Annotated in this window: 28 protein-coding genes; 17 read left to right on the top strand and 11 right to left on the bottom strand. The window is 67.7% G+C overall.

Annotated elements, in window-relative coordinates; all coding sequences use genetic code 11:
- The first annotated feature begins 16 nt into the window (after positions 1-16).
- The 3 genes from WDLP6_RS00805 (at position 17) to WDLP6_RS00795 (ending at position 3,497) form a co-directional block, all read left to right on the top strand.
- Entirely contained in the window at positions 17-1,216 is a 1,200-nt protein-coding gene (locus tag WDLP6_RS00805; RefSeq protein ID WP_162590816.1) for a threonine ammonia-lyase, read from the top strand.
- Positions 1,217-1,294: 78 nt separating this feature from the next.
- Positions 1,295-1,447 carry a hypothetical protein gene (locus WDLP6_RS00800; RefSeq protein WP_174259832.1) on the top strand — a complete coding sequence of 51 codons (153 nt, stop codon included), beginning with the start codon at positions 1,295-1,297 and terminating at the stop codon, positions 1,445-1,447.
- 202 nt (positions 1,448-1,649) lie between these two features.
- Positions 1,650-3,497, top strand: a complete 1,848-nt coding sequence (locus WDLP6_RS00795; protein WP_162590815.1) for a phosphoenolpyruvate carboxykinase (GTP) — start codon at positions 1,650-1,652, stop codon at positions 3,495-3,497.
- Between the two features lie 66 nt (positions 3,498-3,563).
- Here WDLP6_RS00795 and WDLP6_RS00790 read toward each other — a convergent pair whose 3' ends face one another.
- Positions 3,564-4,004 (bottom strand): hypothetical protein, encoded by a 441-nt coding sequence (locus tag WDLP6_RS00790; RefSeq protein ID WP_162590814.1) that lies wholly within the window; start codon positions 4,002-4,004, stop codon positions 3,564-3,566.
- 105 nt (positions 4,005-4,109) lie between these two features.
- On the opposite strand from WDLP6_RS00790, the gene WDLP6_RS00785 reads away from it, so the two are divergent.
- Entirely contained in the window at positions 4,110-5,117 is a 1,008-nt protein-coding gene (locus WDLP6_RS00785; RefSeq protein ID WP_162565287.1) for a LysR family transcriptional regulator, read from the top strand.
- Entirely contained in the window at positions 5,114-5,947 is an 834-nt protein-coding gene (locus WDLP6_RS00780; RefSeq protein WP_162590813.1) for a metallophosphoesterase, read from the top strand. The genes WDLP6_RS00785 and WDLP6_RS00780 overlap by 4 nt, the downstream gene beginning before the upstream one ends.
- Position 5,948: 1 nt before the next feature.
- Here the strand turns inward: WDLP6_RS00780 and WDLP6_RS00775 are convergent, their stop codons facing one another.
- Entirely contained in the window at positions 5,949-6,887 is a 939-nt protein-coding gene (locus tag WDLP6_RS00775) for a LysR family transcriptional regulator (protein ID WP_174259831.1), read from the bottom strand.
- Between the two features lie 104 nt (positions 6,888-6,991).
- On the opposite strand from WDLP6_RS00775, the gene WDLP6_RS00770 reads away from it, so the two are divergent.
- The 7 genes from WDLP6_RS00770 to WDLP6_RS00740 all read left to right on the top strand — a co-directional run bounded on the left by WDLP6_RS00770 (position 6,992) and on the right by WDLP6_RS00740 (position 12,879).
- Positions 6,992-8,344, top strand: a complete 1,353-nt coding sequence (locus WDLP6_RS00770) for an aspartate aminotransferase family protein (protein ID WP_162590812.1) — start codon at positions 6,992-6,994, stop codon at positions 8,342-8,344.
- A gap of 112 nt (positions 8,345-8,456) precedes the next feature.
- The gene (locus tag WDLP6_RS00765; RefSeq protein WP_162590811.1) at positions 8,457-9,686 is read left to right on the top strand and encodes a nucleoside recognition domain-containing protein; all 1,230 of its coding nucleotides are present in this window, start codon (positions 8,457-8,459) and stop codon (positions 9,684-9,686) included.
- Positions 9,687-9,750: 64 nt separating this feature from the next.
- Entirely contained in the window at positions 9,751-10,260 is a 510-nt protein-coding gene (locus WDLP6_RS00760; RefSeq protein ID WP_162565283.1) for a flavin reductase family protein, read from the top strand.
- A 56-nt stretch (positions 10,261-10,316) separates the two neighbouring features.
- Positions 10,317-10,922: a BON domain-containing protein gene (locus WDLP6_RS00755; protein WP_232076923.1), complete on the top strand. Its 606-nt coding sequence runs from the start codon at positions 10,317-10,319 to the stop codon at positions 10,920-10,922.
- On the top strand, positions 10,919-11,821 hold the full coding sequence (locus tag WDLP6_RS00750) for a DMT family transporter (protein ID WP_162590810.1): 903 nt from the start codon (positions 10,919-10,921) through the stop codon (positions 11,819-11,821). The genes WDLP6_RS00755 and WDLP6_RS00750 overlap by 4 nt, the downstream gene beginning before the upstream one ends.
- A 56-nt stretch (positions 11,822-11,877) precedes the next feature.
- Positions 11,878-12,360 (top strand): hypothetical protein, encoded by a 483-nt coding sequence (locus tag WDLP6_RS00745; protein WP_162590809.1) that lies wholly within the window; start codon positions 11,878-11,880, stop codon positions 12,358-12,360.
- A 54-nt stretch (positions 12,361-12,414) separates the two neighbouring features.
- Positions 12,415-12,879: a CopD family protein gene (locus tag WDLP6_RS00740; RefSeq protein ID WP_162590808.1), complete on the top strand. Its 465-nt coding sequence runs from the start codon at positions 12,415-12,417 to the stop codon at positions 12,877-12,879.
- A gap of 6 nt (positions 12,880-12,885) precedes the next feature.
- Here WDLP6_RS00740 and WDLP6_RS00735 read toward each other — a convergent pair whose 3' ends face one another.
- Positions 12,886-13,776 carry a LysR family transcriptional regulator gene (locus tag WDLP6_RS00735; protein ID WP_162590807.1) on the bottom strand — a complete coding sequence of 297 codons (891 nt, stop codon included), beginning with the start codon at positions 13,774-13,776 and terminating at the stop codon, positions 12,886-12,888.
- A gap of 88 nt (positions 13,777-13,864) precedes the next feature.
- On the opposite strand from WDLP6_RS00735, the gene WDLP6_RS00730 reads away from it, so the two are divergent.
- Entirely contained in the window at positions 13,865-14,056 is a 192-nt protein-coding gene (locus WDLP6_RS00730) for a DUF1127 domain-containing protein (RefSeq protein ID WP_162590806.1), read from the top strand.
- A gap of 13 nt (positions 14,057-14,069) precedes the next feature.
- Here WDLP6_RS00730 and treF read toward each other — a convergent pair whose 3' ends face one another.
- The 3 genes from treF to WDLP6_RS00715 all read right to left on the bottom strand — a co-directional run bounded on the left by treF (position 14,070) and on the right by WDLP6_RS00715 (position 18,287).
- The gene (gene treF / locus WDLP6_RS00725; protein ID WP_197910125.1) at positions 14,070-15,770 is read right to left on the bottom strand and encodes an alpha,alpha-trehalase TreF; all 1,701 of its coding nucleotides are present in this window, start codon (positions 15,768-15,770) and stop codon (positions 14,070-14,072) included.
- 77 nt (positions 15,771-15,847) lie between these two features.
- Entirely contained in the window at positions 15,848-17,089 is a 1,242-nt protein-coding gene (locus tag WDLP6_RS00720; RefSeq protein ID WP_162590805.1) for a CaiB/BaiF CoA transferase family protein, read from the bottom strand.
- Position 17,090: 1 nt separating this feature from the next.
- On the bottom strand, positions 17,091-18,287 hold the full coding sequence (locus WDLP6_RS00715) for an acyl-CoA dehydrogenase (RefSeq protein WP_162565276.1): 1,197 nt from the start codon (positions 18,285-18,287) through the stop codon (positions 17,091-17,093).
- Positions 18,288-18,456: 169 nt separating this feature from the next.
- On the opposite strand from WDLP6_RS00715, the gene WDLP6_RS00710 reads away from it, so the two are divergent.
- Positions 18,457-19,368: a LysR substrate-binding domain-containing protein gene (locus WDLP6_RS00710; RefSeq protein ID WP_162594922.1), complete on the top strand. Its 912-nt coding sequence runs from the start codon at positions 18,457-18,459 to the stop codon at positions 19,366-19,368.
- A 64-nt stretch (positions 19,369-19,432) separates the two neighbouring features.
- Positions 19,433-20,032, top strand: a complete 600-nt coding sequence (locus WDLP6_RS00705; protein ID WP_197910124.1) for a hypothetical protein — start codon at positions 19,433-19,435, stop codon at positions 20,030-20,032.
- A 5-nt stretch (positions 20,033-20,037) separates the two neighbouring features.
- On the opposite strand, the gene WDLP6_RS00700 is transcribed toward WDLP6_RS00705, so the two are convergent.
- The 5 genes from WDLP6_RS00700 to WDLP6_RS00680 form a co-directional block, all read right to left on the bottom strand.
- Positions 20,038-20,625, bottom strand: a complete 588-nt coding sequence (locus WDLP6_RS00700; protein ID WP_332105430.1) for a YbhB/YbcL family Raf kinase inhibitor-like protein — start codon at positions 20,623-20,625, stop codon at positions 20,038-20,040.
- 141 nt (positions 20,626-20,766) lie between these two features.
- Complete coding sequence (locus tag WDLP6_RS00695; protein ID WP_162590804.1) at positions 20,767-21,210, bottom strand: SRPBCC family protein; 444 nt, start codon at positions 21,208-21,210, stop codon at positions 20,767-20,769.
- Entirely contained in the window at positions 21,203-21,529 is a 327-nt protein-coding gene (locus tag WDLP6_RS00690; RefSeq protein WP_162590803.1) for an ArsR/SmtB family transcription factor, read from the bottom strand. The genes WDLP6_RS00695 and WDLP6_RS00690 overlap by 8 nt, the downstream gene beginning before the upstream one ends.
- Before the next feature lie 103 nt (positions 21,530-21,632).
- Positions 21,633-21,899, bottom strand: coding sequence for a hypothetical protein (locus tag WDLP6_RS00685; RefSeq protein WP_162565273.1), 267 nt, complete (start codon positions 21,897-21,899; stop codon positions 21,633-21,635).
- A gap of 20 nt (positions 21,900-21,919) precedes the next feature.
- Positions 21,920-22,591: a hypothetical protein gene (locus tag WDLP6_RS00680; protein WP_162590802.1), complete on the bottom strand. Its 672-nt coding sequence runs from the start codon at positions 22,589-22,591 to the stop codon at positions 21,920-21,922.
- A gap of 175 nt (positions 22,592-22,766) precedes the next feature.
- Here WDLP6_RS00680 and WDLP6_RS00675 point away from each other — a divergent pair, with 175 nt between their 5' ends.
- Together WDLP6_RS00675 and WDLP6_RS00670 are read left to right on the top strand one after the other, a co-directional pair.
- Positions 22,767-22,910, top strand: a complete 144-nt coding sequence (locus WDLP6_RS00675; protein ID WP_162590801.1) for a hypothetical protein — start codon at positions 22,767-22,769, stop codon at positions 22,908-22,910.
- Positions 22,911-22,954: 44 nt separating this feature from the next.
- The gene (locus WDLP6_RS00670) at positions 22,955-23,668 is read left to right on the top strand and encodes a phosphatase PAP2 family protein (protein ID WP_162590800.1); all 714 of its coding nucleotides are present in this window, start codon (positions 22,955-22,957) and stop codon (positions 23,666-23,668) included.
- Position 23,669 lies beyond the last annotated feature (1 nt).

The raw sequence follows: 23,669 nt of genomic DNA, 5'->3' as shown, positions 1-23,669 counted from the left end.
GTCCACAATCCCGCCCATGATCGGAATCGAAGCCATCGAACGCGCGGCCGGGCGGCTGCAAGGGCAAGTGCTCGACACGCCGTGCGTGGAATCGCGCACCCTGTCGGAGATCGTCGGGGCGCAGGTGTTCCTGAAATTCGAGAATTTGCAGTTCACCGCCTCGTTCAAGGAACGCGGCGCATGCAACAAGCTCGTCGACCTGTCTCAAGCCGGCACGCGCGGCGTGGTGGCCATGTCGGCCGGCAACCATGCGCAGGGCGTGGCCTACCATGCGCAGCGGCTGGGGTTGCGCGCGCTGATCGTGATGCCGCGCTTCACCCCCGGCGTGAAGATCGAGCGCACCCGCGGCTTCGGCGCGGAGGTCGTGCTGCACGGCGATTCGCTGGAAGCGGCGCGTGCGCATGCATTCGCGCTGGCCGAAAGCGAAGGCCTGGCCTTCGTCCATCCCTATGACGACGAGGCCGTCATCGCCGGCCAGGGCACGGTCGCGCTGGAGATGCTCGATGCGGTGCCCGCGCTGGACATGCTGGTGGTGTCGGTCGGCGGCGGCGGGTTGATCGCCGGCATGGCGGTGGCGGCGCGGGCACGCAAGCCGGGCATCGAGATCGTGGGCGTACAGACCGCGCGCTTTCCGGCGATGGTCAACGCGGTCCAGGGCACGCACCACCCGCAGGGACAGAGCACGATCGCCGAGGGTATCGCCGTCGGCACGCCGGGCGTGCTGACGCGCGAGATCATTACGAGCCTGGTCGACGATCTGCTCCTGGTCGACGAGGGCGACATCGAACAGGCGGTGCTGATGCTGCTCGAGATCGAGAAGACGTTGGTCGAAGGCGCGGGCGCGGCCGGACTCGCTGCGCTGCTGCGGCATCCCGAACGATTCAAGGGCAAACGCGTCGGGCTGGTGCTCTCGGGCGGCAACATCGATCCGCTGCTGCTCGCCGCGATCATCGAGCGCGGCATGGTACGCGCCGGTCGGTTGGCCCGCGTGCGTGTCAGCGTGCGCGACGTGCCCGGCTCGCTGGCCCAGATCACGGCGACCGTGGCAGAAGCGGGCGCCAACATCGACGAAGTCCATCACCAGCGTGCCTTCACCATGCTCGCGGCCCAGAACGTGGAAGTGGAGCTGGTGCTGCAGACGCGTGGGCGCGCCCATCTGGCGGCCGTGCTCGACGCGTTGCGCGCGGCGGGTTTCGAGGCGGCAGAGCAGCATTAGCGACTGGAAACCCCCTACGCCGCGCCGTGCAGCGCTGTCGGTAAAATAGTTTCAGTCTTGCGAACCCAAGGAATCCCGATGTCCAACCCTACCCCCGTCGAACCCGGCCATGCGGCCGCCGTTGAAAACGACACCGTCGAGTCGATCGTCCACCTCATGCCCCTGGTGCTGCCGGTGGCTGGCGCCGTCCTGATGCTCCTGCTGGCGTCCATCGCCGTCTTCATGGCCTGACAAGCGGTCGAGGCCATGGGCTACGAGGCGATGGCTCGCCTTCTCCCAAGGTCTTCGCCGGGTCGGACTGGCGTCCTGCAGTCAGCGCGGCTGCAGGCGCTTTGGTCATCACCTCCCGAGAGAAGCGTTTTTTCCAACGGACCTCGCCTGCTTCAGGCGCCGAGTCCCGTTCGAAAAGACGATTTTCAACTTAGGAGACATGATGAACGCACCCGTCAAGGGGCTCGCCGTCCAGGCGCCCGACTATGTCAAGAATGCGAAGCTGATCGCCTGGGTGGCCGACATGGCCGCGCTGTGCAAGCCCGAATCGATCCACTGGTGTGATGGCAGCAGCGAGGAATACGAGCGGCTTTGCCAGCAGATGGTCGAAGCCGGGACACTGAAGAAGCTCAACCCGGCCAAGCGGCCCAACTCCTACCTGGCAAGCTCCGATCCGGGCGACGTCGCTCGCGTCGAGGATCGCACCTTCATCTGCGCCCCCCGAAAGGAGGACGCCGGTCCCACCAACAACTGGATGGCCCCGGCCGACATGCGCGCCACGCTGCAACCGCTGTTCGACGGCTGCATGAAGGGCCGCACGATGTATGTCGTTCCCTTCAGCATGGGGCCGCTCGGTTCGCCGATCGCGCACATTGGCATCGAGCTTTCCGACAGCCCGTACGTGGCGGTCAACATGAAGATCATGACGCGCATGGGCAAAGCTGTGTACGACGTGCTGGGCGCGGACGGCGACTTCGTGCCTTGCGTCCACACCGTGGGCGCGCCGCTCGAACCCGGTCAGAAGGACGTGTCCTGGCCCTGCAACAAGACCAAGTACATCGTCCACTATCCCGAAACGCGCGAGATCTGGAGCTATGGCTCGGGCTACGGCGGCAACGCGCTGCTGGGCAAGAAGTGCTTCGCGCTGCGCATCGCCTCGAACATGGGACGCGACGAGGGCTGGCTCGCGGAGCACATGCTCATCCTCGGCGTGACCAATCCGGCAGGCAGGAAATACCATGTGGCCGCCGCCTTCCCCAGCGCCTGTGGCAAGACCAACTTCGCGATGCTGATTCCGCCTGCCGGCTTCGAAGGCTGGAAGGTCACCACCATCGGCGACGACATCGCCTGGATCAAGCCCGGTGCCGACGGCAAGCTGCATGCGATCAACCCCGAGGCCGGCTACTTCGGCGTCGCGCCGGGAACCAACACGCTGACCAATCCGAACTGCATGGCCAGCCTCGATCGCGACGTGATCTTCACGAATGTGGCGCTGACCGATGACGGCGACGTCTGGTGGGAAGGCATGAGCGAGCCGCCCGCCCACGCGATCGACTGGCAAGGCAAGGACTGGACGCCCGCCATCGCCAGGGAAACGGGCGCCAAGGCCGCGCATCCCAATGCCCGTTTCACCGTGGCCGCGACCAACAATCCAGCGCTCGACGACGCCTGGGACGATCCGAAGGGCGTTGCGATCGACGCTTTCATCTTCGGCGGCCGCCGCTCGACCACGGTACCGCTCGTGACCGAGGCCCGTGACTGGGTCGAGGGCGTGTACATGGCTGCGACCATGGGCTCCGAAACGACGGCCGCCGCCGCGGGCCAGCAAGGCGTGGTGCGGCGCGATCCCTTCGCCATGCTTCCGTTTGCCGGCTACAACATGAGCGACTATTTCCAGCATTGGCTGGATCTGGGCAAGAAGCTGGAAGCTTCCGATGCGCGCCTGCCGAAGATCTACACGACCAACTGGTTCCGCAAGGGCGAGGACGGCAAGTTCGTCTGGCCCGGTTATGGCGAGAACATGCGCGTGCTGAAGTGGATGATCGACCGTATCGAGCAGAAGGCCGAAGGCGTCGAGCATGTGTTCGGCGTCAGCCCCCGCTACGAGGATCTCGACTGGACGGGGCTCGACTTCAGCGCCCGGCAGTTCGATACCGTCACCAGCATCGACAAGGCCGCGTGGCATGCGGAGCTGAAGCTCCACGCCGAGCTGTTCCAGCAATTGGCGCACCACTTGCCGAAGGAATTGCCGGCCATCAAGGCGGCGATCGAGCTGCGTCTCGCGGCTTGAGCCTTTCCGCAACCAAAGAAAAAGCCGCCCTCGGGCGGCTTTTTCTTTGGTTGGTTGTCGATCAGCTCAGGCAGCCGAACGCATCTCTTGCGCTTCGTTGTGCATCGAAATCGCCTGCAGTTCACGCAGCACGCGCGGGTCGAACTGGGCGTAAGCCATGAACTCCGCGTCCGCACGGGCCGCCTCGCGGCGACGCGAAGCCTCACCGACGGCAGCGACCGTACGGACGGCAAAGCTGCGCGCCGTGCCGGCAAAGAACGCGATCCCAGCGAACGCCACGAACCAGAGAATCGCCCAGGCGGCGACCATTCCGCCATCGTCCCAGGTCGAGAGGAGCTTGTCGGCAACGACCACCACCGACGAAACCATGGCGGCGAGCAGCAAGGCGGCCAAGCCGCCGAACTTGCTCAGGCCGCGCCGCGTCGCGCGGATGCGGTCGCCCAAAGCCTCGGCGCGGGCGACGCCCGGATGTGTTGAAGGTTGTTCAACGTGGACAAAACTGGTCATGATTCATTCCTCCATACAAAAAGGCCGAAGCCGATGGAGTGATACTAGGGGTTACCCTGATGTTTTGCCAATTTATCTTGATGATGTCTATCATTCGCCACAGTGATGGATATCAACTTTCGCACGCTCGACCTGAATCTGCTGCGCGTCTTCGACGAAGTCATGGCGGAGCGCAATCTGACGCGCGCCGCGCGCAATCTCGCGATCACCCAGCCCGCGGTGAGCAACGCGCTGCGGCGTCTGCGCGACGTGCTGGGCGACGACCTGGTACGCCGGGCAGGTGCCGGCGTGGAGCCCACCGCGAGGGCGTTGGCGCTCTGGCCCACCGTGCGTGACGCGCTGCGCCAGCTTCAGCACACGCTGGCGCCAGGCGAATTCGACGCGGGCATCGCAGACACCACCTTCCTGCTCGCCATGGCGGACGCCACTGCGGCGGAGCTTGTTCCCGGCCTGGTCAGGATCGTGGAAGAAGAGGCGCCCGCCATCTCGCTGCGCGTGCTGCCGCTGACGACGCGCGATCCCCGCCGCATGCTCGAGAACGAAGAGGTCGACATGGCGGTCGGCTATTTTCCGGCGGTGATTGCCAACCTCGCGGCGCGCGGGCAATCGGGTGTCGGCGTGGCCTTCGAGACGCAGCGGCTGTACGTCGGCGAATACGTGTGCGTGATGCGGCGCGACCACCCGCTGGCCGGTGTGCCCTTGACGCTGGACGCGTTTTGCGCAGCGCGCCATCTGCTCGTGACCTTCTCGGGCCGGCCCTACGGCCTCATCGATCAGACGCTCGGCGCCATGGGACGAGAGCGGCGCATCGTTGTCACGGTCAACCAGTTCTTCACCGCCGGCCGCGTGGTCGCGAGCTCGGACTTGCTGACGGTGTTGCCACGCCACTTCGCCAAGGTCGCGGGCGTCGGCGCGGCGCTGGTCCTGCACGATCTGCCCTTCGATCAGCCGCTGGTGCATGTGGATGCGGTCTGGCATCGTGGCGCGCAGCATGGGCATGCGCACGAATGGCTGCGACAGGCCCTGCTGCGTTCCGCGCACGCGGCCTTTGCCAGCCCGCGGGGCAAGCAGGCGACACGGCAGCCGGCGGTTCCTCCACGGGCACCCTCATGAAGCTTCAGCTGCTGTCGGATCTGCACCTCGAGGTCCATCCCCATCTGCAGATCGCGCCGAACCCCGATGCCGACCTGCTGGTGCTGGCCGGCGATATCGGCTCCTACCAGGAAGGTTCGCGCCTCGCCGCACCGGACTTCGGGCTGGCACGCTTCTCACCCGGTCATGGCTGGCCGACGCCGGCCGTCTACGTTCCGGGAAATCACGAATACGACAACGCCGATTTCGACGCGGTCCATGCCCAGCTTCGCGACACCTGCGAGACGCTGGGCATCCTCTGGCTCGAGCGGGAAAGCCGTGTCATCGACGGCGTGCGCTTCATCGGCACCACGCTGTGGGCCGACTTCGATGCGTTGGTCGATGCTGCAGACGGCATGGCCGAGGTGCTCAAGAAGCGCGGCAAGGCCATGCGCGCAGCCAACTTCTACCTCCACAAGGCGGCGACGACGCGTCACGGGCGACCCTTTCTCTCCGAGGCTCTGAGAGAGCACTCACTCACGTGCCAGGCATGGCTGAGCGGCGCGCTCGCTCGACCGTTCGACGGCACCACGGTAGCGATCACCCATTTTGCGCCGACGTTGGCCAGCGCCGACCCTCGCTATGGGCTCACGCCCGGCACCGCCGGCTTCTGCAATTCGCTTGACGAACTCCTGCCGAAGGCGGAGCTGTGGCTACACGGACACCTGCATTGCCCATTCGACTACGTCAAGGACGGCTGCCGCGTCGTCGCCAATCCGCTGGGCTACGTCGGCAAGGGGGAGCAGGAAGGCTTCAAGCCCGATCTGTTGATCGACGTGCCACAACATCCCGGGCCTCGATCACGACACTGAACTATCCGCCGTGCGCAGCCGCCAGGCACTCGGCGAACAGCTGCGTCGCTCGCGAGGGTTGCGGCGATCGACGCAGCAAGCTGACGAACCGGCAGGCATAGCGAAAGCGCTGGGGCGCCACCGCCTGCATGCGGCCATGCCGCTCGAAGCTTTCCGCGTAGTGATCGGGCAGAAAACCCAGGTAGCGGCCCGAGAGGATCAGCGTCGCGATCGCCTCCTGGTCGAAACCGGTGGCCACACGCGCCAGCCGCGCCCGATGGCTGAGCTCCATGTTGGGTGAGTGATAGCCCAGGCCGGCGAACGAATGGGCCCGGAGCTTCGCCCAGGTGAGCCCCTGGTGCCGGGCGCCGAAGAGCGGGTGATCGGCGCCGCAATAGAGCAGCATGGTCTCGCCGAACAGTTCGGCGTAGGCCAGGCTCCTCGAATTGCGGTGTGCCGGAATGATGCCGACGTGAAAGCTGCCGTCGATGATGCCGCGCTCGATGGCGTTGATCGACGCCACATGCATGCTGAGACGCACCCCGGGCGCCTCGGCGGCAAAGCGCGCAATCGCCTCGCCGATATGCGCCTGCGGATTGCTGGCCGTCTTGTCGAACACCGCCACCTCGAGCTGTCCGCCCATGCGGTGATGGATGTCGTCGATGCTGCTGCGAAACGCGTCGACCGAGGCCAGCAGCCGCAGCGTCTCCTCGTACACGCGCTGGCCCTCCGCCGTGGGCGCGAAACCGGCGCGCCCGCGGCGGCACAGCACCATGCCCAGCCGCGTCTCCAGGTCCTTGATGTGGCGGCTCACGGTGGAGGTGCCGATGTTGAGTTCGAGCTCGGCCGCCGCCATGCCGCCGCATTCGATCACGCTCTTGAAGACCTTGAGCAGGCGCAGGTCCATGTCGCTCAACTGGCCGAGCACGGCGCGATTCTTGGGGCTGGTTTTTACTTTCATGAATCGTCAAGTGAACATTGATATTGCGCCATTTGCAAGACCATTGTCGAGCCCAACAATGCACCATCCCACCACCGAGGCCCGTGCGAACACGCGGGAATGCCATGACCCTCCTGACCGCAAAGTCCCAGACTTCCCCCGTGCGCACCGACGCCGCCTGGCTCGATGCCCACTGGATGCCCTTCACCGGCAACCGCAACTTCAAGGCCGATCCGCGCATGATCGTGGAGGCCAAGGGCGTCTACTTCACCGACGGCGACGGGCGCAAGGTGTTCGACGGCCTGTCCGGCCTGTGGTGTTCGGGCCTGGGCCACGGACGCCCTGAAATCACCGAAGCGGTCAGCCGCCAGATCGCGAAACTCGACTACGCGCCGGCCTTCCAGCACGGCCACCCGCAATCGTTCGAGCTCGCCAACAAGCTGAAGGAACTCACGCCCGCAGGGCTCGACTACGTGTTCTTCACCGGCTCCGGCTCGGAGGCAGCCGACACCTCGCTGAAGATGGCGCGCGCCTATTGGCGCGCCAAGGGCCAGGCCAGCAAGACCCGGCTCATCGGCCGCGAGAAGGGCTACCACGGCGTCAATTTCGGCGGCATCTCGGTCGGCGGCATCGGCGGCAACCGCAAGACCTTCGGCCAGGCCGTGGAGGCCGATCACCTGCCGCACACCCAGCTCGCCGCGAACACCTTCTGCCGCGGCATGCCGCCGCACGGCGCCGACCTCGCCGACCGCCTGCTCGACCTGATCGCGCTGCACGATGCCTCCAACATCGCGGCGGTGATCGTCGAGCCCATGTCCGGATCGGCCGGCGTGGTCGTCCCGCCGCAGGGCTACCTGCAGCGCCTGCGCGACATCTGCACCACGCACGGCATCCTCCTGATCTTCGACGAGGTCATCACCGGCTTCGGCCGCTGCGGCGCCATGACCGGCGCCGATGCCTTCGGCGTGGTGCCGGACATCATGAACGTCGCCAAGCAGGTCACCAACGGCACGCAGCCGCTCGGCGCCGTGATCGCGAAGAAGGAGATCTACGACACCTTCATGGCCGCCGGCGGCCCGGACTACATGGTCGAGTTTCCGCATGGCTACACCTACTCTGCGCATCCGGTGGCCTGCGCGGCGGGCGTGGCTGCGCTCGAGGTGCTGCAGAAGGAAGACATGGTCGGCCGCGCGAAGGCGCTGGCGCCGCATTTCGAGAACGCCGTGCACAGCCTCAAGGGCGCGAAGCATGTGGCCGACATCCGCAACTACGGACTCGCGGCCGGCATCACGCTCGCACCCGTCCCCGGCGAACCCGCGCGCCGGCCGTACGAAGTGGCGATGGCCTGCTGGAAGAAGGGCTTCTATGTGCGCTACGGCGGCGACACGATCCAGCTCGCGCCGGCCTTCGTGACCGAGAAGGCCGAAATCGATCGCCTCGTCAACGCGCTGGGCGACGCGCTCGCAGAGACGGCCTGACGAAGCCGGGGCGGTTCCGGCTGATCGGCCGAACCGCTCGATGAGGCAGGCGCGATGGGCCCCCTCCGTGCGCACCCTATGATCGGCGCGCATCGGCAGCAGAGGGATACGCGTGCTCAACGGCTTGTGGCTTGGCTTTTTTCTGGCGGCGACGGCGGCCGCGCTCGGGCGCTGGCTGATCGGCGGCGACGCGGGCGTGTTCGCGGCGTTGGTCGAAAGCCTGTTCGCGATGGCCAGGCTCTCGGTCGAGGTGATGGTGCTGCTGTTCGGCACGCTCACGCTGTGGCTCGGCCTGTTGCGCATCGCCCAGGCAGCCGGCCTGGTCGATGGGCTCGGGCGGCTGCTCGGTCCGCTGTTCAGGCGGCTGATGCCGGAGGTGCCGGCCGGCCATCCGGCGCTCGGCCTCATCACGCTCAACTTCGCCGCCAACGCGCTGGGCCTGGACAACGCCGCGACGCCGATCGGCCTGAAGGCGATGCGCGAATTGCAGACGCTCAATCCGAGCGCCACCACGGCCAGCAATGCACAGATCCTGTTCCTGGTGCTCAACGCGTCCTCGCTGACGCTGCTGCCGGTCACGATCTTCATGTACCGCGCGCAGCAGGGCGCCGCCGATCCGACGCTGGTGTTCCTGCCGATCCTGCTCGCGACCAGCGCCTCCACGCTGGTCGGCCTGTTGTCGGTCGCCTTTGTTCAGCGCCTGAAGCTGCGGGATCCGGTGGTGCTGGCCTATCTGGTTCCAGGCGCGCTGCTGCTCGCCGGCTTCATGGCGCTCTTGGCCACGCTGTCGGCTGCGGCGCTCGCCTCGCTCTCGTCGCTGCTGGGCAACCTCGTGCTCTTCGGCCTGATCGTCGGCTTCCTGCTGGCCGGCGCGCTGCGGCGCGTCAAGGTCTACGAGTGCTTCATCGAGGGCGCGAAGGAAGGCTTCGACGTCGCGAAGAACCTGCTGCCCTATCTGGTCGCGATGCTGTGCGCGGTCGGGGTGCTGCGTGCCTCGGGCGCGCTCGACATGGTGCTCGGCGGCATCCGCTGGGCCGTCGGGCTGACCGGCTGGGACGCGCGCTTCGTCGACGCACTGCCGACGGCACTGGTCAAGCCCTTCTCCGGCAGCGCGGCGCGGGCGATGCTGATCGAGACCATGAAGACCCAGGGCGTCGACAGCTTTCCCGCGCTGGTCGCGGCGACCATCCAGGGCAGCACGGAGACCACCTTCTACGTGCTGGCCGTGTACTTCGGCGCCGTCGGCATCCAGCGCGCGCGGCACGCAGTGGGTTGCGCGTTGCTCGCGGAGTTCGCCGGCGTGGTCGCCGCGATCGGCGTCGGCTACTGGTTCTTCGGCTAGAGCGCCGGCGACAGCATGGCCGGGGCCGATCGGCCAGAATAGGCCTTCACTCTTCCGCATCCTCGTGACCGCTACTGTCCGGGCGCAGCCGCCCACCTTCTCCTCGGACGAATTCCGCGATGCCCTCGGCATGTTCGCCACGGGCGTGACCGTCGTCACGGCGCGCTCGGCCGGCGGCGCGTTGGTCGGCCTCACGGCCAATTCCTTCAATTCGGTCTCGCTCGATCCGCCGCTGGTGCTGTGGAGCCTGGCGCGCAGCGCGGCCTCGATGGCGGCATTGAGCACCGGTTCGCACTACGCGATCAACATCCTCGCGGCCAGCCAGAAGGACCTGGCAGAGCGCTTCGCGACGAAGGACATCGACCGCTGGGCCGAGGTCGTCTTCAGCGAAGGCCTCGGCGGCGCGCCGGTGCTGGTCGGCGCGGCAGCCAGCTTCGAGTGCTTCAACCGCAGCCGCTACGACGAGGGCGACCACGTGATCTTCGTCGGCGAGGTCGAGCGCTGCACCCACACACCGGGCGCCTCGCCGCTGCTGTTCCACGGCGGCCGCTTCTACACCGAGCATCCGCTCTGATGGCCGGGCGCGACCGGCGTCCAGGCCATTTCGCACCAGCGGGCTACGATCGGTGGATGCCACTTCGTCCAGCCAGCCGGTTTCCGCTGACGCCGCGCGCCTGCCGCAACACGATGGCGGCGCTGCTCGCGACGGCCTGCACGGCGTCGGTGGCGATCGCACAGACCACCGAGACCGCCGCAAGTCCCGAAAAGAAGAACTGGTTCGACGACCCGTTCCTGCAGATCTCCTCCGGCGCACGCGGCTGTCCCGTTCCCGAAGGCCCGCTCTACACCGAGGCGGAACGGCGCGAGCAGATCCATTCGCGGCTCGAGCGCGGCACCACCTGCTGGCTCGCCGGCCAATGCGCCGACAGCAATGCGTACCGCTACGACAAGCCGCTCGCACCGAAGGTGCAGGCCGCGCTGGCGACGGTCCCCGGCGCGCGGCGCAGCAGTGTCTGGGCCATCATCCAGCGGCGCTGGGTCTACCTGCAGGGCTGCGTGCCTTCAGAGGCTGTCGCGCATCGGCTGGAACGCGCCGCGCGCGCGGTGCCGGACGTGGAACTCGTCGTGCCCGATCTGATGGTCGGCACCCGCGGCAAGCCGCCCTACGCCGTCGCGGCATCATGGCAAGCGTCGAAGGACAAACGCCCGCCGCACCACAAGACAAACAACGAATGATCGAACGCAAGGACCACCTCGATACTCGCGCCATCGCCCTTCTGATCGCCTGCTGCGCATTCTGGGGACTGCAGCAGATCCTGATCAAGACCACCACCGCCGAGGTTCCGCCGCTGTGGCAGGCATCGATCCGCATGGCCGGCGCGGTCGTGCTGTTGTGGCTCTGGTGCGCATGGCGCCGCGTGCCGCTTTTCGAGCGCGACGGCACCTTGCCCGGCGGGCTGCTCGCAGGGCTTCTGTTCGCGGCCGAGTTCGTCTGCATCTACATCGGGCTGCAGCACACTTCGGCTTCGCGGCTCACCGTGTTCCTCTACACCGCGCCCTTCGTGGTGTCGCTGCTGCTGCCGCGTTTCGTGCCGGCCGAGCGGCTGCGCGGCGTGCAGTGGATCGGGCTTGCGATCGCTTTCGCGGGCGTGGTGCTCGCCTTCAGCGAGAGCTTCGGCCACAGCAGTTCGCGCCAGCTGCTCGGCGATGTGATCGCGTTGGGTGGCGGCCTCGCGTGGGGGTTGACGACGCTGGCGATCCGCGCCACCAGGCTCGCGACGGCCAGCGCCGAGAAAACGCTGTTCTATCAAATCACCGTCACGGCGCTGGTCTCGCCGCTGCTGTCGCTGCTCCTGGGCGAGCAGTGGGGCTGGTCGTACTCGGGCTATGCCTGGTTCTCGATCGCGCTGCAAACCACCATCGGTGCCTTCGCGAGCTATCTGGCCTGGATGTGGATGCTGCGGCACTACCCGGCCACGCACATCTCGTCGTACACGTTCCTCGCACCGGTTTTCGCGCTGGTGTTCGGCGTGGTGCTGCTGTCCGAACCGCTCACGCTGCGCCTGGTGCTGGCGCTCGCAGGCGTGGCGTTCGGCATCGTGCTGGTGAACCGGCGCGCGAGTCCGAAGGCATGAAGACGCTCGAACGCTTCGTGTCGCGCACCGATCTTTTCAATTCTTGACATCTCGCCATGACAGATGAAACCGAAGCCCCCGGCCCGATCCAGCAAGCCACCCTTTGGAGCGACGAACTCTGGACCGCGCGCGTCATCAAGAACGAGGACGACGACGGCTGGGCCGTCTCGATGACGCGGCAGGGCGACCCGGAACCCGCATTGGTCGGGCCATGGACCATGGGCCGCGACAAGAAGAATCCCAAGCCGCTCGATGCGCCGGCCTTCCACACGCTGGTCAAGACGGCGTCCGAAGTACTGCGCCGCCACGAGCAGCAATTGCACGCGCGGCTCAACAGGAGCGTGAGCGTCGGCGCGGGATCGGAACGCATCCGCGTCTCGCTGCGGATCGTGCCCGACGAAGACAATCCGCATGCGGTGCTCAGCGCCCTCGATGAACTCGGCGCCGAACTCGGCGAGGCGCGTGTGCGGCCCGATTTCAGGCTGAGCGCCGACAGCGCTGCCGCGTGGATCGAGAGCGGCTTCCAGAAGCCGCGCTGAACGCGATCCGACGACAGGCAGCGCGCCCGGACGCGTTCTGGTCTACGCTCGGCCATGCCTCTTTTTCCTGCCGCTCTTCTTTTCCTGCACCTGCTCGCCGCCGCCTTCTGGGTCGGCGGCATGGCCGCGATGCATTTCTCGGTCCGGCCCGCCGCCGTCGCGACGCTGGAGCCGCCGCAGAGGCTGGCCTTCATGGCAAGTGCGCTGTCGCGCTTCTTCTTCGGCGTCTCGATCGCGATTGCAAGCTCGCTCGCCAGCGGGCTGCTGCTGGTCTGGACGATGGGCGGCTTCGCGCGCGTGCACTGGAACGTGCACGCGATGCTGGGCGTCGGCCTGGTGATGATGGCGCTGTTCCTGCACGTGCGCTTCGCGCCCTACCCGCGCCTGCTGCGCGCCGTCGCGGCGCGCGAATGGCCGGTGGCGGCCGCGAACCTGAACACCATCCGCAAGCTGGTTGTCGTCAACCTCGCGCTCGGCGTGCTGGTCTTCGTCCTCGCGATCGTCGGCCAGGCGTTCTAAGCGCGCTCAGGCCTGGCGAAAGGTCTCGAGGATCCGCAGCACACTCTCGGTCGCCCCGTCCAGCGACGCGCGCGGCCGATGCGCGATGCCGAGGCGGCGCACGAGCCGTGGGCTCAGTGGCAGCACCTGCAGGCGCTCATCCAGGCGTTCGTCGTCCGTCTTGTTCAGCGGCAGCACGGCCGCACCGTAGCCGGCCGCCACGAGGCTGCGCATCGCGGCGTCGTAGTTGAGTTCGATGCGCGCGCGCGGCACCTCGCCGGCGGCGGCGAACCATTCCGTCGTGAGCCGGTACATGTGCGTGCTCGCGTCGTTGAAGATCAGCGGCTGTGCGGCCAGCCATGACGGCGTCACACGCTTCGGCGCCTGCCACTTGCGCGGCACGAAGGCCATCATCGGCTGGCTGCGCCAGCGCGTGACCACGATGTCGCGCAGCGGCGGCTGCGGCACCGCGACCAGGCCGATGTCGAGCGTGCCGGTCGCCAGGCGCGACATCGCCTCGGTCGAGCCGAGGATGCTCACCTCGACATCGATGCCGGGGTTGCTGGCTTCCAGCGCTTCGAGCACCTGCGGCAGCAGGTCCACCACCACGCCGGTCGAGGTGCCGAGCCGCACGCGGCCCAGGCGGCCTTCGGCCTGACGCCGCACGGCATCGACCGCATCGTCGGCATCGCGCAGCAGCCGACGCGCGCGCTCCACCAGCGCGGCGCCGGCAGCGGTCGGCGTGATGCGGCGGCTGCCGCGCACCACCAGCCTGGCACCGAGCCGCGATTCGAGTTCGCTGATGTGCAGGCTGACGGTAGGTTGCGCGAGGTGCAACGCCTGGGCTGCGGCGGAGAAGGTACCGAGGTCGACGATGGACACCAGCGTACGCAGCTGATCGAGGTTGAGTTGTCGCATCAGGAAAGCTGATCGGTCGCTACAGAAATCTCAACTTCCACGATAGCACGCCGGACCGGAAGATGGGCGCCTTGTCGGGAGCCGAGTCATGTCACAGAGGAAACCCACCGTCGCCGTTCTTCTTTTCCAGGCGATCGCCCGCACGCTGCGCTGCAGGCGTGACCAGCGGCTGCTGGCCGCGATGAGCGAGCGCGAACTGCAGGATCTGGGTGTCGGGCGCAGCCAGATACCCGGGCTGCTGCGGGGCCTGCCGCGCCAGGGCGGCTGCACGATCCGGTGAAGCGCCGCGCGCCTCAGCGATGCCGCGGCGCCGCGTCGTGCGCGACCGATCCGTGGGCCGTGTGCTGCGGATGCCGGGCGAGCAGTGCGCAAGTGACGCCGTTGGTCCAGCCGAAGCCGTCCTGCAGCGGGTATTCACCGCCACCGCCGCCGGCCGAGCTTTCGTGCTCGACCACGCGCAGCGCGTATTTCTCGACCAGCTTGCCTTCGCGCTCGTACACCGCCGCGACGGTCGCCAGCCAGCGCTTCGCGAGGGTCGCGGACAGCGCCTCCTGCCCATAGTCGGCGAAGCCGCAGATCGCCATCCACTGCAGCGGCGCCCAGCCGTTGGGCTGATCCCATTGCTGGTCGCTGGGGCACTCGGTGGTGGCGAGGCCGCCGTGGGCGAGCAGCCGCTTCGACACCGTCTCGGCCAGTGCCTGTGCCTGGGCCGGCTCGGCGAGACCGACGAACAGCGGCACGACGCAGGCCGCCGTGAGACAGGTTCGCCGCACGCCCTGCTGCCAGTCGTAGTCGAAGAAGGCGGCCTGCTTCGGATCCCAGAAGTGCTCGACGATCGCGGCCTTGCGACGCCTCGCGCGCTCGGTGAATTCGTCCGCGGTGCTGATGTAGCCGCTGTCTCCGGCGAGCTCGGCGATCTTGCTTTCGAGCTTGTAGAGAAAGGCGTTGAGGTCCACCGGCAGGATCGACGTGGTGCAGATGCTCGCCAGCGATGCCGCGCTGCCGGCACGCACCGGCGCGGCCGCGTGCGGCGTGCCGCGCGGCGCCGGCTCGCGCAGCCAGCGGGTGCTGAAGTCCCAGCCCGACTCGCAGGCCGCGCGCAGGTCGCGGTACACCTCGGCCGCATCGCGGTCGGCCGCGCGGGCGGTGGACACGTCTTCCAGCCAGGACTCCTCGCGCGGCGTGTCGCGGTCGTCCCAGTGACGGTTGAGCAGCGTGCCGTCCGCCAAGCGCACCACGCGGCCGCGCGCAGCGCCCGGCGGCAGGCCCTCGCTGCCGTTCATCCAGTAGGCATGCTCCTGGCGCAGTTGCGGCAGGAAGTGGCGCTGCCCCACGACGCCGTGCTGCTCGGCGAGCTCGACCATCAACGCGAACAGCGGCGGCTGCGAGCGGCTCAGGTAGTAGCTGCGGTTGCCGTTGGGCACATGGCCGTAGGTGTCGATGAGGTAGGCGAAGTTCTCCACCATCTCGCGCAGCAATTGCAGATGGCCGCCCGGAACGAGGCCCAGCATGGTGAAGTACGAATCCCAGTAGTAGAGCTCGCCGAAGCGTCCGCCCGGCACCACGTAGGGATGCGGCAGCTGGAGCAGCGAGGCACGCGGCGGATGCGCCTTCGGATGGCGGGTCAGGACGTTCCAGAGGTCTTCGATGTGCGCGGCGATCGGCTGACCCGGCACCGACGTGTATTCGCTGGGCGCAGACCGGATGACCCGGAAGTGCGCATGCACGAAGGCCGCCAGATCGAAGCCCGGCGCATGGCGTGCCGCGCGGTAGGCATCGAGGATCGCGGCCGGCTCGTCGTGCGGGGCGCAGTCCACGAAGGTTTTGCTGTCGGGGAACACGCGCGCTTCCTGCACGGCGACGAAGAATTCCTGGTAGCGGTCACCGGGGGTGAGCGTGTCGGGCGCGGGTGCCTTGGCCGCTTCCGATGATCGCCGCGTGTCGCTGGGGGCACCCATGCCGTCGACCAGCGCCTTCTTGTGCAGGAGTTTCATGAGCCCGATGATGACCGGAAGCCGAAACCCGATAGACCGCTTCCGTGCTCAGGCGTTCCCGGCCATGGCGGATTCCGTCAGACCACCCCGGCCGCGCGCAGCGCCCGCCGCTCCGTCACGTCGAGGCCCAGCTCGGCCAGCACCTCGTCGGTGTGCTGGCCCAGGGCCGGCGGTGCATGGCGCAGCACGGGCGGCGTCGCCTGCAGGCGCAGCGGACTCGCGACGCCGAAGATCTGCCCGATGCCGTCGCCCGCGTCGCGCGGCAGCGAGATGGCCAGGCCGCGTGCCTTCACCTGTTCGTCGTCGAAGGCCTGCGCGATGTCGTTGATCGGGCCGCAGGGCACGGCCTTGTCCTCGAGCAGCGCGATCCATTCGGCCGTGGTGCGCGTGCGCGTCACGGCCTCCATCTGCGGAATCAGCACCTCGCGGTGCCGCACACGCAGCGTGTTGGTGGCGAAGCGCGGATCGGCAGCCCAGTCGGCATGACCGGCGGCGTCGCAGAAACGCGCGAACTGGCCGTTGTTGCCGATGGCCAGCAGCATCGCGCCGTCCTGGGTGTGGAAGTCCTGGTAGGGCGCGAGGCTGGGATGGCTGTTGCCCTGGCGCTTCGGCGCGACGCCGGTGTTGAGGAAGGCGCTGGCCTGGTTGGCGAGGATCGCCATGCCGACGTCGAGCAGCGCCATGTCGATGTGCTGGCCCTCGCCGGTGCGATGCCGCACTTCGAGCGCGGCCAGGATCGCAGTGCTGGCGTAGACGCCGGTGAACAGGTCGGTCAGCGCCACGCCGACGCGCAGCGGCCCGCCGCCCGCCTCTTCGTCGGGACGGCCGGTGATGCTCATCATGCCGCTGGTGGCCTGGATCATCAGGTCGTAGCCGGCGCGCGTGGCATGCGGGCCGTCGTGGCCGAAGCCGGTCACGCTGCAGTAGACGAGACGCGGATTGATGGCGCGCAGGCTCTCGTAGTCGAGCCCGTACTGCCTGAGTCCGCCGGTCTTGAAGTTCTCGACCAGGATGTCGCTCTGCGCGGCCATCTGCTTGAGCAGCGCCTGGCCTTCGGGTGCGGCCATGTCGATGGTGACCGAGCGCTTGTTGCGGTTGCAGGCCGTGAAGTAGGTGGCCTGGTTGGTGTCCCTGCCCTCGGCGTCCTTCAGGAAGGGCGGGCCCCAGGTGCGCGTGTCGTCGCCGACGCCGGGACGCTCGATCTTGACCACGTCGGCCCCCAGGTCCGCGAGGATCTGCGTGCACCACGGGCCCGCGAGCACGCGGGAGAGATCGAGAACCTTGAGGCCCGCGAGGGCGCCTTCCTTGGGCGCTGTCATCTCAGTTCGCGAAGGCCGCGATGCCGGTCTGGGCACGGCCGAGGATCAGCGCGTGGATGTCGTGCGTGCCTTCGTAGGTGTTGACCACCTCGAGGTTGACCAGATGCCGCGCCACGCCGAATTCGTCGCTGATGCCGTTGCCGCCCATCATGTCGCGCGCCAGGCGTGCGATGTCGAGCGCCTTGCCGCAGGAGTTGCGCTTGAGCAGCGAGGTGACCTCGACCGACGCCGTGCCCTCGTCCTTCATGCGGCCCAGACGCAGGCAGCCCTGCAGGCCGAGCGTGATCTCGGTCTGCATGTCGGCCAGCTTCTTCTGGATCAATTGATTGGCCGCGAGCGGACGGCCGAACTGCTTGCGGTCGAGCGTGTACTGGCGCGCACGGTGCCAGCAGTCTTCGGCGGCGCCGAGCGCGCCCCACGAGATGCCGTAGCGCGCGGAGTTGAGGCAGGTGAACGGGCCTTTGAGACCTTGCACTTCGGGGAATGCGTTCTCCTCGGGGCAGAACACGTTGTCCATCACGATCTCGCCGGTGATGCTGGCGCGCAGGCCGACCTTGCCGTGGATCGCCGGCGCCGACAGGCCCTTGGCGCCCTTCTCGAGCACGAAGCCGCGGATCGGGCCGACCTGGCCGCTCTCGCTCACTTCCTTGGCCCAGACCACGAACACGTCGGCGATCGGGCTGTTGCTGATCCACATCTTGGCGCCCGTCAGCGAATAGCCGCCGGCCACCTTCTTGGCGCGCGTGACCATGCTGCCGGGGTCGGAACCGTGGTCGGGCTCGGTCAGGCCGAAGCAGCCGATCCACTCGCCGGTGGCGAGCTTGGGCAGGTACTTCTGCTTCTGCGCCTCGGTGCCGAATTCGTTGATCGGCACCATCACCAGCGAACTCTGCACGCTGGCCATCGAGCGGTAGCCGGAGTCGACGCGCTCGACCTCGCGGGCAATGAGGCCGTAGCACACATAGTTGAGGCCGGGGCCGCCGTACTGCTCGGGGATGGTCGGACCGAGCAGGCCGAGCGCGCCCATCTCGCGGAAGATGGCCGGATCGGTCTCGCCGTTGCGGAAGCCGTCGAGCACGCGCGGTGCGAGGCGTTCCTGGCAGTAGGCATTGGCGGCATCGCGCACCATGCGTTCGTCGTCGGTGAGTTGCTGGTCGAGCAACAGCGGGTCTTCCCAGTGAAAGGCGGCGTGGGCCATGCGAGGTCTCCGTAAGGGCTTGAGGTTGGCACCGATCGTAAGCGCCGGGCGGTGCGAGCGCAAACGAGGATTCGACACGCAGTTATGCGCTTTGCGCACTTGGTCGGATAATCGCAGCGCAAGGCTTCATTGGTGAGCGTGTCGTCTCACCATGTCACTCCCGCATACCATGCGCCGAAAAATCCCGTCGACCCAGGCCCTGATCTGCTTCGAGGCAGCTGCGCGCCACGAGAGCTACACCCGCGCCGCGCAGGAACTCGCGCTGACGCAGAGCGCCGTGTCGCGCCAGATCACCGCGCTCGAAGACTTCCTCGGCCTGGCGCTGTTCCGCCGCACCCGCCACGGCGTGGCGCTGACGCCGGCCGGCGCCGACTATGCGCGCCAGATCGCGCGCCAGCTCGACACCATGGAACGCGACACGCTCGACACCATGGCACGCCAGGGGTCGGGCGGTTCGCTCCAGCTCGCGGCGGTGCCGACCTTTGCGACGCGCTGGCTGATTCCGCGCCTGCCCGACTTCGCGGCGAAGCATCCGGACATCACGGTGCACATCGAGACGCGCACCCGCCCCTTTCTCTTCACCGACACGACCTTCGATGCCGCGCTCTACACCGGCACGCCGGCACAGACGGCCAACTGGGCCGGCACGCAGTCGACCGTGCTGCTGCCCGAGGACGTGGTGCCGGTCTGCAGCCCGGCGCTGATCGCTCCGCGCAAGACGCTCTCGCCGGCCGCGGTCGCGAAGCAGCCGCTGCTGCAACAGAGCACGCGGCCCGACGGCTGGCGCCAATGGTTCGACGCGCAGCAGGTCGATGCGCCGCGCGCGCACAGCGGCCCGCGCTACGAGCTGTTCTCGATGCTGGCGATCGCCGCCGCGCACGGCCTCGGCGTGGCGCTGATGCCGCGCATGCTGATCGAGGCCGAGCTCGCGCGCGGCGAGTTGGTGGTGGCTTGCGACCGGCCCTTGCGCGGGGAGCGCAGCTACTTCCTGGTGACGCCCGCATCGCAGGACGAACGGTCCGCGCTGGTGCTGTTCCGCCAGTGGCTGCTGGCGCAGTCGGCAGGCGGCCGTATGGCTTAAGCGCTATAGGACGCCACCGCGCCGCGGCGTAGATTGCGCCGAGACCGCCGATCAGGAGCGCCCCATGTTCTACGATCATCAAGCCTTCGTCGCCGCCTACGAGCAATCCTTCTCCAAGCTCACCGCATCGCAGTACCAGGGCCTGGACCAGCTGTTGAGCTTCGTGCAGCTCGACCCCGACATCGACGACGACCGCAGGGTGGCCTACATGCTGGCCACGGTCAAGCACGAGTGCGCCAACACCTTCCAGCCGATCACCGAGTTCGGCGCCGATTCGTACTTCGCGAAATACGAGTCAGGCACCGCGATCGGCCGCCGTCTCGGCAACACTCAACCAGGCGACGGCCTGCGCTTCAAGGGCCGCGGCTACGTGCAGATCACGGGCCGCGCCAACTACCTCAAGCTCGGGCAGGCCGTGAACCTGGGCACGGCCTTCATCGACCAGCCGACGCGGGTGCTGGAGCCGGTCAACGCGTACCGCATCATGTCGGTCGGCATGCGCAAAGGCCTTTTCACCGGCAAGAAGCTGTCGGACTACATCGGCGACCCGGGCGTCGACTATGTCGCGGCGCGCCGCATCATCAACGGCCAGGACAAGGCCGTGGAGATCGCGGCCTACGCCACGACGCTGCAGGACGCGCTGACCCAGGCGCGCATCGACTAGGGCCGTCAGCGGCCATAGAGGCCGACGACGCTCTGCCCGCCCAGCGCATGGCCCTTGAGCGCGGCAAACAAGGCATCGCGCGTCAAACCGGCCGGCAACGCACCGGGCGCGAGATCGGAAGCGACCACGGTCAAGGTGTAGTGGTGCGGCAGATCGCCGGCCGGCGGGCACATGCCGCGATAGGCCGCGGCGCCCGCGACGTTCGGTCCGATGGTGAAGCCGGCAGCCGCCTCGGCCTCGCCCGCCTTGAGTTCGCCGCGTCCGGCCGGGATGTTGTAGGCCACCCAGTGCGACACGCCGAGGCCATTCGCGCCGTCCGGGTCCGAGAGCAGCACGGCGACCGATTGCACCTTGGCGGGCAGGCGGCTCCAGGCCACCGGCAGCGAGACGTTCCTGCCGCCGCAGTCACCGAGGCCGGCGTGCTCCGCCGGAATGCGGCCGTTGTCCGCAAAGGCGCTGGAGGTTGCGCGCATGCCCGTTGCGGTAGTGCCGGGCGGCATGACGGTGCAGGCTGCCACGAGGCCCGCGAGGGCGACCACAGAGATCGGCAGAAGGGCGGACCGGACAACAGGGTTCAGGCGAAGACGAGGCATGGGGGCTCCTGGTGGACCGCGGCGGCGATCCGGTGACTTCAACGGAATGAGGCGAGATTCGCGCCCGGATCCTAGGGCGAATCCGCATCGGCTGCTGTAGTCGGTTCGCCCGAAGCACGCCCACCGAGGCGCCGGCGCAGCCTATGCCGCTGCGAAAGCCAGGGTGCCCGTTTCCAGCAGCGATTTGAGATTGGAAAGTATGCGCGGCCAGCCGCCGGAAACGGCCTCGATGAATTTCGAGCCTTCCCGTTCGATGCTGTGCGTGATGGTCAGCTTGACCGCGCCGTCCGCCCGCTCCAGCGCCATCGTGCAGCGCGACCAGCCCTCGGCCTTCATCTCCGGCTTGAATTCGTTGCGCCACTTGATGACGAGGCGCCGCGGCGCGTCGGCCTCGACGATCTCGCCCGTGTCGGCGATGCGGCCATCGGGAAACACGAGTTGCCAGGACGAACCCGGCTTCCATTCGGAGCGGGCCTCGACGCCGAACCAGTACTGTTTCGTGAACTCCGGGCTGGTGAGCGCGGCCCACAGTTCCTCGGGCGTCGTACGGATGTAGGTGACGTAGACGAAGGTCGAATCATTCATGGCGTTTGCCTTCCAGGTTTCGTTTCAGGGCATGCAAGGCCTCGAGGCGAGGCTTGTCGAACTTGCGGACCCAGCGCATGTAGATCTCGTGCAGCGGCACCGTGTTGAGGAAGTGCAGCTTCTCGCGGCCGCGCCAGGTGATCGCGACCAGGCCTGCCGCCTCGAGCAGGCCCAGGTGCTGCGTCACCGCCTGGCGCGTCATGTCCAGGTGCTCGCACAGTTCGCTCAACGTTTGTCCGTCGCTCGCATGCAGCGAGTCCAGGAGCTTGCGTCGGCTGGGATCTGCCAGCGCCTTGAAGAGCAGGTCGGTGTCGTCCATGCGGTGATTGTCGGCACGGGTTCAGTATATGCAAGCAAATACTTGCATGTCAATGCGCGGCGAACCCCGGCCATGTCCTCGGGATCGATCGGCGTCTCGGCGCCTAGCGGCCGACGACCGACCAGCCCGCTTGCTGGTTCGTCTTGTCGTTTTCGTATTCCCAGCGCGTGCCGCAGGCATCGCACCGGTAGCTCGTGACGTTGATGGTGTGGCCGCCGTGCTCGCCATCGCTGCGCTCCACCTTGCGGCTGGACAGCTGCACGAGCTCGGCATGCCCGGGCGCGCGGCGCCAGTTGCGCTGGATGCCTGCGCAACTGGCGCACAGCACCATCTTCTTCAATTCGTCTTGTCGGTTGGACTCGGTCGCCATGGGGTTGCGGATGGCAATGCTCAGCGTGCAGTCGCCACGGTCTGGCTGATCCGGCAGTTGCCGAACTCGCAGCGCACCGGCACGACCTGGCCATTGGCGCAGGCGACGCTGTAGCGCTCGAAGCCCGGGCCCTTGGCCACCAGGGCCGCGAGCGGCGCGATGCCGCAGCGTTGCGACTTGACCAGCTTCTCGGCGTTGTAGGTGTCGACGCCGGTGGCCCGCGGCGGCGCGAGGGACCTCTGCGACGGCGGGATCCATGTGACCTTCACGGAGGGATCGGTGTTCACATAGCCCTTGCGCGCCATGCAGTTCGCGATGGAGGTTTCCTGCTTGGCTCGCCATGTGGCGCGTTGCGGCGAGTACATCCAGTAGCCGAAGCCTCCCATGGCGCCGCCGGTCCATCCGGTCGCGATCACGGTGTAGATGCCCAGGCCGGTCGAGACGACCGTCCCGATCACCGCGGTATCCAGCACGGCCAGCGCCTCGTTGTGCTCGTCCGCCCGGAAGGGAATGCTGCGCGCGCTGGCCTGGCATTTGGCGACGTCGTCGTCGTACGCCGTGGGCGCCACGGCGGGTGTTTCGACCATGGGCACATAGTCCGCTCCGACGCCGGAACCCGGCCCTGTCGCCGGTCTCGTCGCGCATCCGCCGACGAGCATGACGATGCATGCAATGCCCACCGATTGCCTCATGGCTTCTCCTGTTTGAATCTCGACCCGGCCGACATTCAACCACACATGTTGTTACCTATGGGCGAAGTCATCGCACGCGTGCATGCACCGGCGGCTGGGCCGTGGCATTTTTCCCCATGCCTCCTCGTCAGTGCCCGATCAGCCGCCTGGACGCAAAGTCGCGCACATGCCACGCATGTCTCGCAGAGCGCACCGTCTCAGGAACTTCAGGAACGACCGGCCGCTGGCGCGGGCGGTCGCCACGCGCTGGATGGCGCTGACGCTGATCACGCTGGCGGTTCTCATGCTCCTGGCCGGTCTCGGCATGTTCTTCCGTTGATGCGGCGGGCGACGCCGGCGCTCGATGACAAAGGCCGCTGAATCGTGCTCGGTGCGCTGGGTTCCCTTCATTACTTCTGGCATCTGCTGACGCGTCTCGGAGAGGCGCAGATCCTGCTGCCGGCTGCGCTGCTGACGACGCTGGGGCTGCTGCGACAGGCCGATGCGCGCGCGCTCGCGATCTGGTGGATCGCGTCGCTGGCCGTTGCCATTCTGGTGACGGCCGCCAGCAAGGTGGCGTTCATCGGCTGGGGCATCGGCTGGCCCGAACTGAATTTCACCGGCATCTCGGGACATGCCATGCTGGCCGCCGCCGTCTATCCGTTGCTGCTGGGCACGCTGGCACCTTCCGCATCGCGGGCGGGCCGCCCTCTCGCCGTGGCGGCCGGCTTCGGGCTGGCGCTGCTGATCGGCGTCTCGCGGGTGGTGGTCGGCGCGCATTCGGTGTCGGAGGTGCTGGCCGGACTGATGGTGGGCGGCATCGCCAGCGCCATGGCGCTGAACTGGGAGGATCTGCCGTCCACCGGGCCGGTCAGCCCGCTCGTCCCCGCCGTGGTGGCGCTGTGGCTGATGCTGATGCCCGTTCACGCACCCGTCTCGAGGACCCACGCGATGGTGACGAAGTTCTCGCTCCTGCTCTCCGGACACAGCTTGCCCTACACACGCAGCGGCATGCTGCGCGATCTGCGGCGGCGACAGGCCGCACCGTGCAGGACACCGGCCTGCACGCCGCCGATCGCGATGCAGGGCGGGGTCTGAG

The organism is Variovorax sp. PBL-E5, from assembly GCF_901827185.1.
GTDB lineage: Bacteria > Pseudomonadota > Gammaproteobacteria > Burkholderiales > Burkholderiaceae_C > Variovorax.
Note: the sequence above shows the minus strand (reverse complement) of the source record. Positions and strands in the feature narration are given on the sequence as shown.

What these genes read in the sequence shown, in the direction of transcription:
- WDLP6_RS00805 (WP_162590816.1), top strand. Translation starts at nt 17, where the DNA reads ATGATCGGAATCGAAGCCATCGAACGCGCGGCCGGGCGGCTGCAAGGG.
- WDLP6_RS00800 (WP_174259832.1), top strand. Translation starts at nt 1,295, where the DNA reads ATGTCCAACCCTACCCCCGTCGAACCCGGCCATGCGGCCGCCGTTGAA.
- WDLP6_RS00795 (WP_162590815.1), top strand. Translation starts at nt 1,650, where the DNA reads ATGAACGCACCCGTCAAGGGGCTCGCCGTCCAGGCGCCCGACTATGTC.
- WDLP6_RS00790 (WP_162590814.1), bottom strand. Translation starts at nt 4,004, where the DNA reads ATGACCAGTTTTGTCCACGTTGAACAACCTTCAACACATCCGGGCGTC.
- WDLP6_RS00785 (WP_162565287.1), top strand. Translation starts at nt 4,110, where the DNA reads ATGGATATCAACTTTCGCACGCTCGACCTGAATCTGCTGCGCGTCTTC.
- WDLP6_RS00780 (WP_162590813.1), top strand. Translation starts at nt 5,114, where the DNA reads ATGAAGCTTCAGCTGCTGTCGGATCTGCACCTCGAGGTCCATCCCCAT.
- WDLP6_RS00775 (WP_174259831.1), bottom strand. Translation starts at nt 6,887, where the DNA reads ATGAAAGTAAAAACCAGCCCCAAGAATCGCGCCGTGCTCGGCCAGTTG.
- WDLP6_RS00770 (WP_162590812.1), top strand. Translation starts at nt 6,992, where the DNA reads ATGACCCTCCTGACCGCAAAGTCCCAGACTTCCCCCGTGCGCACCGAC.
- WDLP6_RS00755 (WP_232076923.1), top strand. Translation starts at nt 10,317, where the DNA reads ATGCCACTTCGTCCAGCCAGCCGGTTTCCGCTGACGCCGCGCGCCTGC.
- WDLP6_RS00750 (WP_162590810.1), top strand. Translation starts at nt 10,919, where the DNA reads ATGATCGAACGCAAGGACCACCTCGATACTCGCGCCATCGCCCTTCTG.
- WDLP6_RS00745 (WP_162590809.1), top strand. Translation starts at nt 11,878, where the DNA reads ATGACAGATGAAACCGAAGCCCCCGGCCCGATCCAGCAAGCCACCCTT.
- WDLP6_RS00740 (WP_162590808.1), top strand. Translation starts at nt 12,415, where the DNA reads ATGCCTCTTTTTCCTGCCGCTCTTCTTTTCCTGCACCTGCTCGCCGCC.
- WDLP6_RS00735 (WP_162590807.1), bottom strand. Translation starts at nt 13,776, where the DNA reads ATGCGACAACTCAACCTCGATCAGCTGCGTACGCTGGTGTCCATCGTC.
- WDLP6_RS00730 (WP_162590806.1), top strand. Translation starts at nt 13,865, where the DNA reads ATGTCACAGAGGAAACCCACCGTCGCCGTTCTTCTTTTCCAGGCGATC.
- treF (WP_197910125.1), bottom strand. Translation starts at nt 15,770, where the DNA reads ATGAAACTCCTGCACAAGAAGGCGCTGGTCGACGGCATGGGTGCCCCC.
- WDLP6_RS00720 (WP_162590805.1), bottom strand. Translation starts at nt 17,089, where the DNA reads ATGACAGCGCCCAAGGAAGGCGCCCTCGCGGGCCTCAAGGTTCTCGAT.
- WDLP6_RS00715 (WP_162565276.1), bottom strand. Translation starts at nt 18,287, where the DNA reads ATGGCCCACGCCGCCTTTCACTGGGAAGACCCGCTGTTGCTCGACCAG.
- WDLP6_RS00710 (WP_162594922.1), top strand. Translation starts at nt 18,457, where the DNA reads ATGCGCCGAAAAATCCCGTCGACCCAGGCCCTGATCTGCTTCGAGGCA.
- WDLP6_RS00705 (WP_197910124.1), top strand. Translation starts at nt 19,433, where the DNA reads ATGTTCTACGATCATCAAGCCTTCGTCGCCGCCTACGAGCAATCCTTC.
- WDLP6_RS00700 (WP_332105430.1), bottom strand. Translation starts at nt 20,625, where the DNA reads ATGCCTCGTCTTCGCCTGAACCCTGTTGTCCGGTCCGCCCTTCTGCCG.
- WDLP6_RS00695 (WP_162590804.1), bottom strand. Translation starts at nt 21,210, where the DNA reads ATGAATGATTCGACCTTCGTCTACGTCACCTACATCCGTACGACGCCC.
- WDLP6_RS00690 (WP_162590803.1), bottom strand. Translation starts at nt 21,529, where the DNA reads ATGGACGACACCGACCTGCTCTTCAAGGCGCTGGCAGATCCCAGCCGA.
- WDLP6_RS00685 (WP_162565273.1), bottom strand. Translation starts at nt 21,899, where the DNA reads ATGGCGACCGAGTCCAACCGACAAGACGAATTGAAGAAGATGGTGCTG.
- WDLP6_RS00680 (WP_162590802.1), bottom strand. Translation starts at nt 22,591, where the DNA reads ATGAGGCAATCGGTGGGCATTGCATGCATCGTCATGCTCGTCGGCGGA.
- WDLP6_RS00675 (WP_162590801.1), top strand. Translation starts at nt 22,767, where the DNA reads ATGTCTCGCAGAGCGCACCGTCTCAGGAACTTCAGGAACGACCGGCCG.